Below are 13,109 nucleotides of genomic sequence, written 5' to 3'. Positions count from 1 at the left end.
TCTGCTCAGCTTGTGGATAAGTCCGTTTGGCGGACCTGTTGTTAACTAGGAAGTGTATATACGTTTCTCGCGCCAGTAAATCAAGGTTTGGTAAATTTTCCGCTAATTTCCACGTCTTTTGGCGCGCAATGTCGGATCAGCTTGCGTCGGATCTTCGGGCCAGGGGTGCTTTGGATAGCGCCCGCGCATGTCCTTGCGCACGTCCACATAAGAGCTCGCCCAGAAGCCGGGAATGTCCATGGTGGTCTGCACGGGTTTCTGTCCGGGAGAGAGCAGGGTGACACGCAAAGGGGTGTTGCCGACCATCGGGTGCCTGGTCTGGCCGAACAGCTCCTGCAGGCGCAGGGTGATTTCAGGGTGCTCGCCACCGTAGTCGATGGGAATTTTGCGATCCAGTGGCGTGGTGAAATGCGCAGGGGCCATGCGGTCCAGAAGCTGCATCTGGTTCCAGTCCAGCCGCGCGCGCAGGGCGTCCAGCACGTCAAACTTCTTCCAGTGCTCAGCCGTTTTCACGCCGCCAAGATGTGGCAGGAGCCACTCTTCGATGTTGTCCATCAAAGCGTCCGGTGCCATGTCCGGCAAATCATGCCCGGCGTCACGGATCAGGGTCACACGCGCAACAAAACGTTGGGCGGCGGGTGAGAGCGTAAGGCCAAGGTCGCGCACGCCGTCCAGCATGGCATGTGCGATTGCCTCTGAGGGGGCCTCTTTCCAGATGCGGTCGTCCAGCGCAATGGAACCAAAGCGCTCCTGGCGTCGCGCAATCACGCGGCGCTCGCGCTTTGACCATGCGCAGCTGTCGACCCATTCAATATGTGGCTCAAACAGGCTGCGGACCTGCGCTTCGGTGATCTGAATGGCTTGCCGGATGCGGGCTTCGCGCGGGTTGCCATCGGTGTCAGTCACCACGATCAGGCGGCTTCCGGCAAGCGGGTCGCCGTCTTCCATCACCGCGCCCTTGCCGCCGGAGAGTACAAAGCGGGGCGCGTCGCCTTTGCGGTGCAACCCGATGCGGTCAGGGTAGGCGAGCGCGGCGAGTTCGGCTGGCGCATAGGCGGGCGCGTCTTTGGTTTTGCTCGATTTGGCGAGGCGTTTGGCTTCGTCTTTCAGAGTGTGCAGCGCTGCGCGGTTGACCCCGAAGGGCCGCCGTTCTGTGAAGGTTTTGAGGTCAGTGAGCGCTTCAAGCCGTAAGGCCAGATCTACAGGGGCACCGCGGATCAGCGGATCGCGCGCCGCCAAGAGCGCTGCCATTAGCGCACCCTGAGGCCCGGCGATGGTCAGCATATGCGCAAGGCGCGGATGCAGGGGCAGGGCTGCGATGGCTTTGCCGTGTTCCGTGATCCGGTTGCTGTCATCCAGCGCATCAAGCATGTGCAGCACGGCCTGCGCCTCAGAGAAACTCCCGGGATTGGGCTGGGACAGAAGCGCGAGGTCGCTGGGCGCTGCGCCCCAAAGCGCAAGCTCAAGCGCGAGGCCGGTGAGGTCGGCAGCTTCGATCTCTGCAGGCGGGAAGGGAAGCAATGCGCCTTCTTCGCCCTTGGTCCAGAGACGGTAGCAGACCCCTTCGGCCACACGGCCTGCGCGGCCCTGACGCTGGGTGGCTTCTGCGCGGGTGACACGCTCTGTCACAAGGCGTGACATCCCGGTGCCGGGATCAAAGCGCGCGCGGCGGGCGCGGCCTGCGTCCACCACCACCCGCACGTCTTGAATGGTGAGCGAGGTTTCGGCAATGGAGGTGGCGAGCACCACTTTGCGGCCCTGTTCAGCGGGGCGGATGGCGGCTTGCTGATCCTTAAAGGGCATCGCGCCAAAAAGCGAATGCACGGTGCAATCCGCAGGCAGTTTCAGCAGAGTCTGCGTGCGCCGGATCTCCCCTTCGCCGGGCAGGAACACCAGAACGCCGCCGGTTGTCTCGCTCACCGCCTGAGTGATCAGCCGCGCAGTCGCATCCTCCAGCCGCGTGCCTTTGACCAAGGGTTTGTCCAGCCAGCGAGTCTCCACCGGGAAGGCGCGACCTTCGGAAGTAATGATGGGGGCGTCCCCCATAAGCGCGGCCACAGGGGCGGCATCCAGCGTGGCGGACATGGCAACAAGGATCAGATCGTCGCGCAGGGCCTCGCAGATCTCAAGGCACAAGGCGAGGCCCAGATCAGCGTTGAGCGAACGTTCGTGAAATTCGTCAAAGATCACCGCGCCAATACCCGCCAGCTCCGGGTCGGACTGGATCATACGGGTGAGGATGCCCTCGGTGACCACCTCAATCCGCGTGGCTTTGGAGATTTTGCTGTCGCCGCGCACGCGATAGCCAACGGTTTCGCCCGCTTTCTCGCCCAAGGTTTGCGCCATGCGCTCGGCAGCCGCGCGCGCGGCAAGGCGGCGCGGCTCCAGCATCAGGATGCGGCCCTTGGTCAGGCCCGCCTCCAGCATGGCGAGCGGTACCACGGTGGTTTTGCCGGCGCCAGGAGGGGCTTGCAGGACCGCGCGGTTGTGGCTGCGCAGGGCAGCGAGGAGCGGATCGAGGGCGTCGTGAATGGGCAGCTGCGTCATGGCGCTGTTATCGGCCAGCTGCGCCGGAGGGTCCAGAGGCTTACTCGCGCCGCATCAGCTTGGCCTTGCCATGTCTTGAGGTGAGCTGCACCTCACTCGCGCGCCACAGATCGCCGTCGCGCTCATAGGTCACCGACAGCGGAGATGTTTTGAGCTCCGTCAACTCCTCCTCAGAGTAGCCGCCAATGCGGTCATAGGTGCCTGAGCAAGTCACGCTGTTGCCCTCTGAGGCGCGGGTTTTCAGAGTGATGCGCACAAGGCGGGTGCCGTCAAACTGGGTCTGGTCGATCTGACACAGTGTTTGATCCGTCTGGTCGCGCAGGCTGAGCCACATCATGCTCATCGGATCAAGCGCGCCCTTGGTGGCGCTGGGCGCAATTGGCGTTGCGGGATCCTGCGCGCCTTTGGTTTTGATGAGCAGGTTATTTTGCGCCTGAAGGCTGGTTTCAGACACCCGCTTGCCGGTGTTGATATATCCGTCATAACGCGCGGGGCGCAGGTTTTGTCCAACCTGCGTGCCCTCACCTGAAACCGTGAAGCGGATGCTGCGCAGGATGCCCGCGAGGCCGGTGGTGCGAAAGCTGCCTGCCCCCTCATAAGCGTTGTCCGTTTCGCTTACGGCCAGCGTTAGCTCCCCCACTTTGATGCCAAAGGCGTGTACCGACCAGAGCTGCGCGTGGCTCTCTGCCCGCGCCGCAGGTACCGTCATCGCCGCCGCGCAAATCCAAAGAGGCAGCAAATTGAAGCGGCTGACGTATCGCCGGACTAGACAAGACAGGGTGGGGCGCGGCATGTAGTTTTCCAAACAAGAAGCACGGGTTGTCGCCATGGATATCGCAGAACTGCGGGACAGAATACTGAAACAAGACCGCAGGGCTCTGGCGCGGGCGATTACATTGGTGGAAAGCGCACGGGATGACCACCGCGCACAGGCCAGCGCGCTTCTGGAAAGCCTGCGCGGCGCTGGGCGACAATCCCTGCGCATCGGTCTTTCTGGCACGCCGGGGGTTGGGAAATCCACGTTCATTGAGAGCTTTGGCATGATGCTGACCGCGCAGGGTTTGCGCGTGGCCGTGCTGGCGGTTGATCCCTCATCGGCCCGCAGCGGCGGCTCAATTCTTGGGGACAAAACCCGCATGGAGCGGCTGAGCCGGGAGAAAAACGCCTTTATCCGCCCCTCGCCAAGCCAAACCCATCTGGGAGGCGTGGCGCGCCGCACCAGAGAAGCGGTGGCGCTTTGTGAGGCGGCTGGGTTTGATGTCGTGCTGATTGAGACCGTTGGGGTCGGGCAATCGGAAACGGTTGTGGCAGAAATGTCTGATCTCTTCCTGCTGTTGTTGGCGCCTGCGGGTGGTGACGAGCTGCAGGGCGTGAAGCGCGGGATCATGGAAATGGCGGACGTGATCTTGGTGAACAAGGCTGACGGTGCGCTCAAAACCACCGCCATGCGCACCTGCGCCGATTATGCCGGAGCGCTCCGTCTGTTGCGCAAGCGTCCGCAGGATCCGGAAGGGTTCCCAAAGGCAATGACCGTGTCGGCGCTCGAAGAGGAAGGGCTGCTGACGGCTTGGACTGAAATGACTGCGCTGACGGATTGGCGCAAGACGGAAGGGCATTGGGATATCCGCCGCGCCACGCAGGCGCAGTTTTGGTTCCACGAAGAGGTGCGGCAGGGGTTGCTGGCGCGTCTGCATAAAGAGCAAGCGCGCAAGGACCTGCAATCATTGGATGAAAAGGTGGCCTCCGGTGTCATCACGCCGTCGCAGGCCGCGCAGGAGATGCTTGCGCGACTGGCCTAGCTGACGCATGGTTTTCTGAGAAAATTCAATTTTGAGCGCATGTTGGCGTTCAAGATAGAGGCAGAAAACCTATGGGGAAGAGGTCAATTGCACCGGCAAAGCGTCCGGAGCTTTAAAGGTTTGAGTGACCCCAGCGCCGGTTGGAAGACGCCACCACTGCGTTTTCGCAAATGCCGGATGGTCGTCTTGAGCTGACGGTTGAGCATCAACGGCTGAACGGCATCAGCTGTGAAATGCTGTGCTGGTGGTTCGGTGTCTATGCGTTCCTTGAAGTCGACTTGGGCGCGCATATTGAAAAGACGTTCTCGGTTTGGCATCCGCGAGATCACATAGATATCAAGCCTTTTCTGGCCACGCAGATGATGCCGAGCAACCCCGGCGATTATATTGTCATGGAAGAGGCTTACGGCGCTGAACCCTCTTATCGCACCATCGAGAAGTTCAAGATCGTACAGCGGGATACCTCCAAATACGCCATCGAAGTCTATCGCGCCGGGCTTCGGGTGGCCGGACTTGAATATTCCTTTGAAGCCCACCGGGATGGAACGGACGTGGTCTCCTGCCTTTGGGTCGGCGTTGATAAAGGGTGGTCCCGGATCCTGATCAACAATCTCGTCGTGCCGTTCCTGTTTGATGTGAAAAAGACCGAGGCATGGATGCAGCACAATGTGGAGGAGATTGGCGTCTTGGAGCACCTGCTGCCGATCCTCTATGAGCGGCGCGGCGAAGGCCGCCGCATCACTTGGCCCACGCCAGCCAATGGTGTGTTTTAATCCCCCATATCCGCAAGGCGACGCAGCGGGACTTCCGGAAAATCTTGCGTGGCTTGTCGAAAATGCGCAGCCTGTCCTGAGAAATATCAGGTGTTGTTGTCAGTGGAGAAAGCAGAGGCGGGTTTGGCCTAATATGAGCTGGGAGGGTGGTGCATGGAGTTTCCTGAGCCGCGAGACTTCGGATGGGACCTCAAGAGTTTTGACAACGCGTTTTCGACTGTGACGCATCTGTCAGATGGACGGACCCTATTTGAAATCGAGCACCCACCGGTTCGGGAAGTGACCGCAGAAATGCTCTGTTGGTGGTATGGGGTCTATGCGGATCTTTCTCTGGTGATTGATGGCACGACCTATCCGGCCTTTTTGGTGAGCCATCCTAAGGACCATATCTCTCTGCAAAGCGAAAAGGCAGACAAAGAGCGACCGCTGACGGCAGGCGACTTTGTCACCATCGTTGAGGGCTATCAACGCAACCCCGATTTCACGACAAATGAGCGGCTGGAGGTCGTGCGCAGAGATGAGACCCGTTTTGCCCTGCGCGCCACCAGAAGCGGTGTGACGGTTGCGGATGTGGAGTTTCACTATGAGGATGGACCTGAAGGGCTCAAGGTGCGCAACCTCTTGACCGTTGGTGTGGCCAAAGGGATTTTCAAACCGATTGTGAACCGGATGATCATTCCCTGGCTCTACTATGAGGACAAGAATTACGCCTGGCTCTTGCACAGCGTTGAGGAAATCGGCAATTTCGAAAACTTCCTGCCGGAGATCTTTGCGCGCCGTGATCAGGGCATGACGATCAGATGGGATCGCAACAGCCTTCCGTCTAAAAAGCCGCTCAGAGGGCCTTCCCCGGCGGATGTATAAGGTTTAAACGCCTTTGCAGGCCATCAGAGTCATTATGTGATGTTGAATCACTTGACGGCCCTGCCAATTCCGCCTAATCACGCCAAACAAAATTCCGGGCGCGGCCTAGGCAGCGCCCTTATGCTTTGACGGGGCCGTTATCCCCGTGCACCGTAAAACGAGGATGAACCCATGTCGCGCCGTTGCGAATTGACCGGAAAAGGCCCGATGACTGGCAACAATGTCAGCCACGCCAACAACAAAACCAAGCGTCGTTTTCTGCCTAACCTGAACGACGTGACTCTGCAGTCCGAAACTCTGGGCCGTGGCGTGAAACTGCGCATCTCCGCAGCCGCGCTGCGCACCGTGGACCACCGCGGTGGCCTGGACGCGTTCCTGGCAAAAGCAAAAGACACCGAGCTTTCCGACAACGCTCTGAAAGTGAAAAAAGAGATCGCAAAAGCGCAGGCAGCAAACGCCTGATCGCACTGATCTTTTTTGAGATTTTAACAGCCTCACCCTCGGGTGGGGCTGTTTCCTTTTGTCGTCTTCACAAAGCTTAGACGCCATGTCTATATGCGGGCATGACGGCAACTTTCCGCGCATATATCTCCGGAGTGCTCGCGCTCCTGCTGGTCCTGACAGGGCACAGCATGGCGATTGCGCGTGGAATGCCCGGCGTTACAGGCTATGCGGAATACTGCATCGGCGAAAATCCGGTGATGGTGCCCGTGGATGCCGATGGCAACCCCACAGGCGCGCCGCATCTATGCCCTGATTTTTCGGCGTCTTTGCTGACTTGGATCGCGGTGCCCGAGGTCGCAATAGAAGCCCACTTTGGGCAGGGTCGCATTGCGCGATTGGCTTTGGGCGACCACGTAGAGGCGATTCGTCAAACCTCCCCCAGCGCACGTGCGCCTCCGATTGGTGTGTTCATTTTTTAATCTGACACATCAACTCACAGGGACAGGAGACCAATAATGTCCGTCAAAACCTTCACCCTCGCCGCCGCTGCCGCTGTGGCTTTCGCGCTTCCGGCATTTGCCGAAACAACCATTGCCGTGAAAGACGCCTATGCCCGCGTCGCCACCAAGATCTCCAAATCCGGAGCAAGCTTTATGGTGATCGAGAACACCGGCAGCGAAGATGACCGTCTGGTCTCTGTCAGCTCCGATGTAGCCAAGCGCACAGAGCTGCACACCCATAAGGACATCGGCGACGGCAAAATGAAAATGCTGCATGTGAAAGAGGGCTTTGTGATCCCGGCAGGTGGCAAGCACATGCTGCAACGTGGCGGCGATCACGTGATGTTCATGGGGCTGACCCATGGTCTGGAGCATGGCGACGTTGTGAATGTGACGCTGACCTTTGAAAAAGCAGGCGATATCACGCTTGAGGTGCCTGTGGATCTGGAGCGCAAGCCCGCCGCAGGGGCGCATGGCCATGGCGAGATGAAAAAGACCGACGGCTGACCGCCGCGCTCTGTTTACGTCTTCAATCTGGGCCGCCCGTTGAGGTGGCCCTATTTGTTTGCGTCAGCTGTTGGTGCGGGCCAGCTCGCTCGCCACCCATTGCGGGACTGTTTCCGTGGCGGGGCCAAGATGCACTTCGGCAAAGCGGGATGCCCCGGCAGAGGGCTCCAAATTCAGTTCCACCGTATGCGCGCCAATATAGTCGGCGTGTGACACGAAGTTCGCCGCCGGATAAACCTCTCCTGACGTGCCAATCGAGACAAAGATGTCCGCCGCGGAAAGCGCATCCTCAATGCGCTCCATCTCATAGGGAATTTCGCCAAACCACACCACGTCCGGGCGCGTCTGAGGCGCGGCGCAGGCCGGGCAGGGGTCTTCCTTGGCCATCACCGCCGGAGCCTCCCAGCGGTGACCGCATGCGGCGCACAGTGCTCCGGCAAGGATCCCATGCATATGCAGCACGTTCTTGCTGCCAGCTTTTTCATGCAAGCTGTCGACGTTTTGGGTGACAATCAGCAGGGTGCCGTCAAGTTTGGCTTCAAGCTCGGCCAGCGCATAATGCGCGGCGTTGGGTGCCGCCTCTGCCGCATTGGCGCGACGGGCGTTATAAAACTCATGCACGAGATCGGGATTGCGGGCAAAGCCCTCTGGCGTGGCCACATCCTCAATTCGGTGCTGCGCCCAAAGTCCGCCTTCGTCCCGAAATGTGCCAAGGCCGCTTTCCGCGCTGATACCGGCGCCGGTCAGGATAACGATGTTGGTGGTCATATGCGCGTCTCGCTGGTTGCTGCATGTGGTGCCTCTGTGTTGACTGTGGCAAGGTGTCGGGGTGCTGGCAAGGTAAGGGGATGATCCGCCATGAAAATTTTGTTTGTCTGTTTGGGCAATATCTGCCGGTCCCCCACCGCCGAAGGCGTGTTTCGCAGCTTTGCACCGGAGGTGGACGCAGACAGCGCTGGCACTGGAGGCTGGCACGTGGGAGAGCCGCCCTATGGCCCGATGCAAACGGCGGCCAAGGCGCGGGGCTACGATCTCTCAGATCTGCGCGCGCGCCAGTTCGACGTCGCAGACTTCTCGCGTTTTGATCTGATCATCGCAATGGACGGAGACAATCTCGCCAATATTGAGCGGTTGCGTCCGGCGGGCAACGAAACGCCAGTGCGGCTTTTCACCGATTATGAAGACAGCGGCGCTGATGCGGTGCCTGATCCTTACTACACCCGTGATTTTGACGGGGCATTGGATCTGATTGAAACCTGCGCACGCGGTCTTGTTACTGCGCTTTAGATCTGCGCAACTGAGGCCGTAGTTTCAGAAAAATGAAAAGTAGAGGCTGCTGTTTGCAAAGCAGCGCTGCGGCCTCTTGCTGAAATGAGCGGCACCGGCAGACAGTGAAACCGAAGTCATTTCGGAGCCAGACCTGTGCGGTGCCTATCGGTCCAACACGCGAAAATCATCCTCCAGCCACGGGAGTTTCTCGATGGCCGGGGCAATCATGTGGCTGCTCAGCAGATTGCGCATGGTTTGGGCCACGTCGCGCGGCACTGTGTCAGCCCAGTCTCCGCTTGCCAGAAGCGAAATGGTGCGGCTGAAGGGGGCAAACGGCAGCGGGTGTGCGGTGACGCGATCATGAAAGCGCGTCGCACGCAGGTAGCCCAGAGGCGTGGTGATGGCCCATCCAATGCCGCGCGACACCATGGCAATGAGCGACGGGTTGGAGCCGATTTCAAACCGTTGCGGAATGTCAAGTTTGCAGCGTTTCAGGTGGGCTTCAATCTGACGTCCAATCAATTGCTCCTGCCCGTAGCGCAGCATCGGCAGATCGGCCAGCGCGCCCATGACATCGCCTTTCGCAGGCACGCGACCGGCTGGGGCAATCAGGATAAACGGATCTCGGGTCAGCGGGTATTCGGTAATCCCGTCAATGACTTCTCCGGAGGAGGCGGTGATTGCGAGATGCAGATCACGGGCGCGAATGGCTTCGGTGATCTCATGGCTCGGCGCGGTGACAAGGCGGAACTGACAGCGGGTCATCGACTCCGCCAGCGTCGTAACAAGGCGCGGGGTCAGGTCATTGTCAAAGTCATCAATGATGCCCATGGAGAGCTGCGTCAGGTGGGTGAGATCCATCACCGCCAGCTCAGACTGCGCCAGCCGCAACTGCGAGAGCACGGCACTGGCGCGGATCAGATAGGCGCGCCCTGCAGGAGTGAGCTGCATGGGTCGTTTGCTGTGGTCCAGCAAGTCGGCACCAAGCGCTTTTTCCAGATTTCGGATCTGTTGAGACACCGCCGGTTGCGACAGCCCCGTGATCTCCGCCGCCTGCGCCACGGCTCCGGTTGCTGCGAGCGCTTCAAACACTTCCAACCCTCTGAGGGTGACACCTTTGTTCAACATTTTGGCTCTCCGGCAGATTTGCCTTTTGTGAATAGTCGTAGGGATTGGGTCAAGCCAAGAATAACATCGAGATATGGCAGGAGACTGACATGACCATCACTTATCTGAAGCGGGCGGACGCCACGATTGCAGAGGCCGGTACGGCGGATGCGCGAGACACTGTCGAAATCATGCTGACCCGTATCCGGCAGGGCGGAGAGGCGACGGTGTGCGAGTATGCGCAGCGGCTGGATCGCTGGGACGGCGAGGTTGTGGTGGGGCGGGACCAAATGGCCGAAGCTGCACAGCATGTCACGCCTGATCTGCGTGATGCGATCCGCTACGCGCATAACAACATTCGCCGGTTTGCCGAAGCGCAGCGCAGTAGCCTCAACGAATTTGAGGTCGAGCTGCGCCCGGGTTTGTTGGCCGGGCAGCGGGTGATCCCACTGGATGCAGCGGGCTGCTATGTGCCTGGCGGGCGCTATAGCCACATCGCCAGCGCGTTGATGAGCATCACCACCGCGCGTGTGGCAGGGGTCGGGGATGTGACAGCTGCCTCACCGCCGCGTCCGGGGGAGGGCATTCCGGCGGCGATCCTTTATGCGATGTGGCTTGCCGGGGCGGACCGCGCCTTGGCGCTTGGCGGTGTTCAGGCGGTGGCTGCCATGGCAGAGGGGCATTTCGGAGCTGGCCGCGCCGACATTCTGGTGGGGCCGGGCAATCAATATGTCGCTGAGGCGAAGCGGCAGCTTTTTGGCGAAGTGGGCATCGATATGTTTGCGGGTCCCACAGATGTCTTGATCATTGCAGATGAGAGCGCCGATCCCGATCTTGTGGCTTGGGATCTGGTGGGGCAGGCGGAACACGGCAGCAACTCTCCGGTCTGGCTCGTCTGTGACAATCGCGCGTTGGCAGAGGCTGTGATGGCGCGGATCGCGGATTGCGTGGCACAGCTGCCGGAGCCCAACCGCAGTGCCGCGCGGCAAGCATGGGAAGAGCGCGGCGAGGTGATCCTCTGTGAGGGGCGCGAAGAAATGGCTTTGGTCTCAGACAGATACGCGCCGGAGCATTTGCATGTGCAGGCGGTGGATCTGGCATGGTGGAAAACGCGGCTGCGCAGCTATGGCTCACTGTTCCTTGGGGCGCGCGCCTGCGTGACCTTTGGTGACAAGGCGGCGGGGCCAAACCACGTGCTGCCCACTGACAGAGCCGCGCGCTACACAGGCGGGCTGTCGGTGCATAAATTCCTGAAAACCGTGACTTGGCAGCGGCTTGCGGATGAGGCTTTGCCTGAGTTGGTGCGGGCCTCCTCTGTGATTTCGCGCGAAGAGGGCATGGTTGGCCATGCCATCAGCGCGGAGATGCGAGAGGAGCATTTTCTGACGCCGCCGAGCTTGAAGTTGGTCAGCGGTGCGTAAATGCGCCTTAGCGCAGGTGGTTGCAGCTGCGCGTGGCGTCTTCGCCAAAGGCCTTGTAGCGCTTCCAGAAAATCTCATGGCTGCGGCTGTCTGACTGGCGGATTTCCTGCGCCTTATGCGGCTCTTTGATGAAGCTGGCGGCCAGTCGCTGATCCGCACGGGATAGCGATTTGTTCGCCACTTTTTGAATGCAGCGGCACAGGCTGCGGTTGGCGGCGTCACGCTCTGATTGCTGACAGGCGCGGTTCAGTACACGCGCGTCTGCCTGCTGTGGGATCGACGGGATCAGAAAAGCTGCCATCAGCAGCGCAAAAAGTGCTCGGGTCATTACTGCCTCATGTGTCTGCTCGGGCCCGCGGAAATACTTTTGCTCCGTCATTTGGCCTGACCGTATTTGCGCCCAGTATGGGCCAGAGGCGGGTTTGTTGCAATCACAAGCGCGTGGGGTGCGGTTGCGTGGCGCAGCCCGACAGGCGCGGCTCTGTGCCGATGCGGCTTTATTCATTGGCCAATCGCGGCGTGGCTGCGCTAAGCTGAGGAAAAGGAAGGAGGAACTATGCCCAAAATCACCAAGGAGGCGGACCTTCAAACCGTCATCACGACATTTGAGATGACCCCCGGCACCTGTCAGGATCTGCTCGATGCGCTGACCGAAGCTTATGATCAGTTTATCTCAAAACAGCCGGGTTTTATCGCGGCGGGGTTGCACGTGAATGATGCGCAGACCCGGATCGCCAATTATTCTCAATGGCGTCGCCGCGAGGATTTTCAGGCCATGCTGCGGAGTGAGGAAATGCGGGAGCGAAACCGGCGTATCCATCAGCTCTGCCGCAGTTTTGAGCCGGTGATGTATGATGTTGTAGAGGCTTTTGATCGGGCCTAGTCTGGTTTGGGTTTCAAAGGCTTGGGAGAGTCACATGTATCAGCATATCTTGGTTCCCGTGGCCTTTGATGATGCGCATGATCCGAAAGAGGCGATTGCGGTGGCGCGCCGCTTGGTTGCTGAGGATGGTCAGGTGACGTTGCTGCATGTGATGGCCAATGTGCCCAACTATGTGATCAACTATGTGCCAAAGGGCTTTCAGGAAGAGGCGCAGGCCGCCATTGTTGCCAGCCTTGAGGCGATGGGGGCAGAGATGCCCAATGCGCGCGGGGTGGTAACCGAAGGTTCCGCAGGGAAAACCATTGTCAATTGGGCCAAAAACGAAGATGTGGACTGCATCGTCATTGCGTCGCATAGACCCGGGGTTCAGGATATTGTACTGGGCAGTACTGCGGCGCAGGTTGTGCGCCACGCCACCTGTGCGATTCACGTGACCCGTTAACAAGGAGCCCCGGCAAAATGATCAAGACTGTCAAATGGTTGCGCGGAGCCGCGATGGTTGCGGTATTGGCTTTGGCGGGCGCTGTTTCTGCGGAGGAGGACAATGGATTCTCCGAGCATCAGACCAAGCGGGCCGTTGACACTTTCACCTACGGTGCAGAGCAATGCGCGACCTTGGATCCGATCTATCGCGTAGATTGCCTGCGTCAGGCCTATAGCCAGACCGTGCGGGTGGTGGCCAATGCCTCCGTGTATTGGGAGGCCGAGGTTGCGCTGACCCGTGTAAATCGCGGGCTCTATGCCTTTGTGCGCGAGCATCTTGACAAGAACGTCGACCGGGTCCGCGTGAATGGTGGGCGCATCAAGGCGGTCACGGCTGACTCGGTGCCCGTTGCGCAGGCGCTTTATGGCGACGGTGTGGATCGGGCCGTAGCCGCAATGCGGGGCGCGTCATCGCTGGAAGTGCGCTACTTTGAGCCGATCGCTCAAGTGCTTCTGGCGTCCAAAGCTTTGATGCAGTGACGCGTGAGCGGTAGCGGCGCTCATCGAATGCG

At 59.9% G+C, this 13,109-nt stretch carries 16 protein-coding genes; 11 read left to right on the top strand and 5 right to left on the bottom strand.

Features of this window, described 5'->3' with window-relative positions; all coding sequences use genetic code 11:
* Nucleotides 1–102: 102 nt before the first annotated feature.
* On the bottom strand, nucleotides 103–2,547 hold the full coding sequence (hrpB, locus tag J7399_RS03515; protein ID WP_209084159.1) for an ATP-dependent helicase HrpB: 2,445 nt from the start codon (nucleotides 2,545–2,547) through the stop codon (nucleotides 103–105).
* Between the two features lie 40 nt (nucleotides 2,548–2,587).
* Entirely contained in the window at nucleotides 2,588–3,256 is a 669-nt protein-coding gene (locus J7399_RS03510; protein ID WP_209084157.1) for a DUF3108 domain-containing protein, read from the bottom strand.
* A gap of 118 nt (nucleotides 3,257–3,374) precedes the next feature.
* Between J7399_RS03510 and meaB the strand changes: the two genes are divergently transcribed.
* The 6 genes from meaB (at nucleotide 3,375) to J7399_RS03480 (ending at nucleotide 7,434) form a co-directional block, all read left to right on the top strand.
* A complete protein-coding gene (meaB, locus tag J7399_RS03505; protein ID WP_209084155.1) occupies nucleotides 3,375–4,346 on the top strand; it encodes a methylmalonyl Co-A mutase-associated GTPase MeaB in 972 nt (323 codons plus the stop codon).
* A 140-nt stretch (nucleotides 4,347–4,486) separates the two neighbouring features.
* Nucleotides 4,487–5,119: a hypothetical protein gene (locus J7399_RS03500; RefSeq protein ID WP_209084154.1), complete on the top strand. Its 633-nt coding sequence runs from the start codon at nucleotides 4,487–4,489 to the stop codon at nucleotides 5,117–5,119.
* Between the two features lie 153 nt (nucleotides 5,120–5,272).
* Nucleotides 5,273–5,983, top strand: a complete 711-nt coding sequence (locus J7399_RS03495) for a hypothetical protein (protein ID WP_209084153.1) — start codon at nucleotides 5,273–5,275, stop codon at nucleotides 5,981–5,983.
* A gap of 171 nt (nucleotides 5,984–6,154) precedes the next feature.
* Nucleotides 6,155–6,445 carry a 50S ribosomal protein L28 gene (gene rpmB, locus J7399_RS03490; RefSeq protein ID WP_209061714.1) on the top strand — a complete coding sequence of 97 codons (291 nt, stop codon included), beginning with the start codon at nucleotides 6,155–6,157 and terminating at the stop codon, nucleotides 6,443–6,445.
* A gap of 101 nt (nucleotides 6,446–6,546) precedes the next feature.
* A complete protein-coding gene (locus J7399_RS03485) occupies nucleotides 6,547–6,906 on the top strand; it encodes a hypothetical protein (protein WP_209084152.1) in 360 nt (119 codons plus the stop codon).
* A gap of 36 nt (nucleotides 6,907–6,942) precedes the next feature.
* A complete protein-coding gene (locus tag J7399_RS03480) occupies nucleotides 6,943–7,434 on the top strand; it encodes a copper chaperone PCu(A)C (RefSeq protein WP_209061710.1) in 492 nt (163 codons plus the stop codon).
* Nucleotides 7,435–7,497: 63 nt separating this feature from the next.
* Here the strand turns inward: J7399_RS03480 and J7399_RS03475 are convergent, their stop codons facing one another.
* Nucleotides 7,498–8,202 carry an NAD-dependent deacylase gene (locus J7399_RS03475; protein WP_209084151.1) on the bottom strand — a complete coding sequence of 235 codons (705 nt, stop codon included), beginning with the start codon at nucleotides 8,200–8,202 and terminating at the stop codon, nucleotides 7,498–7,500.
* Nucleotides 8,203–8,292: 90 nt separating this feature from the next.
* On the opposite strand from J7399_RS03475, the gene J7399_RS03470 reads away from it, so the two are divergent.
* A complete protein-coding gene (locus J7399_RS03470) occupies nucleotides 8,293–8,721 on the top strand; it encodes a low molecular weight protein-tyrosine-phosphatase (protein WP_209084150.1) in 429 nt (142 codons plus the stop codon).
* 144 nt (nucleotides 8,722–8,865) lie between these two features.
* Here the strand turns inward: J7399_RS03470 and J7399_RS03465 are convergent, their stop codons facing one another.
* Nucleotides 8,866–9,831, bottom strand: a complete 966-nt coding sequence (locus J7399_RS03465; protein WP_209084149.1) for a LysR family transcriptional regulator — start codon at nucleotides 9,829–9,831, stop codon at nucleotides 8,866–8,868.
* Between the two features lie 89 nt (nucleotides 9,832–9,920).
* Here J7399_RS03465 and hisD point away from each other — a divergent pair, with 89 nt between their 5' ends.
* Nucleotides 9,921–11,231 carry a histidinol dehydrogenase gene (gene hisD / locus J7399_RS03460; protein ID WP_209084148.1) on the top strand — a complete coding sequence of 437 codons (1,311 nt, stop codon included), beginning with the start codon at nucleotides 9,921–9,923 and terminating at the stop codon, nucleotides 11,229–11,231.
* A 7-nt stretch (nucleotides 11,232–11,238) separates the two neighbouring features.
* Here hisD and J7399_RS03455 read toward each other — a convergent pair whose 3' ends face one another.
* The gene (locus J7399_RS03455) at nucleotides 11,239–11,559 is read right to left on the bottom strand and encodes a hypothetical protein (RefSeq protein ID WP_247742706.1); all 321 of its coding nucleotides are present in this window, start codon (nucleotides 11,557–11,559) and stop codon (nucleotides 11,239–11,241) included.
* 228 nt (nucleotides 11,560–11,787) lie between these two features.
* Between J7399_RS03455 and J7399_RS03450 the strand changes: the two genes are divergently transcribed.
* From J7399_RS03450 to J7399_RS03440, 3 genes are read left to right on the top strand one after another with little or no spacing between them, the layout of a single operon-like run.
* Entirely contained in the window at nucleotides 11,788–12,114 is a 327-nt protein-coding gene (locus J7399_RS03450; protein WP_209061698.1) for an antibiotic biosynthesis monooxygenase family protein, read from the top strand.
* A 34-nt stretch (nucleotides 12,115–12,148) separates the two neighbouring features.
* Nucleotides 12,149–12,556: a universal stress protein gene (locus J7399_RS03445; protein ID WP_209061696.1), complete on the top strand. Its 408-nt coding sequence runs from the start codon at nucleotides 12,149–12,151 to the stop codon at nucleotides 12,554–12,556.
* 17 nt (nucleotides 12,557–12,573) lie between these two features.
* On the top strand, nucleotides 12,574–13,077 hold the full coding sequence (locus J7399_RS03440) for a hypothetical protein (RefSeq protein ID WP_209077728.1): 504 nt from the start codon (nucleotides 12,574–12,576) through the stop codon (nucleotides 13,075–13,077).
* Nucleotides 13,078–13,109: the final 32 nt, after the last annotated feature.

Origin of the sequence: Shimia sp. R9_1 (assembly GCF_017743775.1) — a bacterium.
Lineage (GTDB): Bacteria > Pseudomonadota > Alphaproteobacteria > Rhodobacterales > Rhodobacteraceae > Shimia.
The sequence above is the reverse complement of the archived record's forward strand: the minus strand, read 5'-3'. Positions and strand labels throughout refer to the sequence as shown.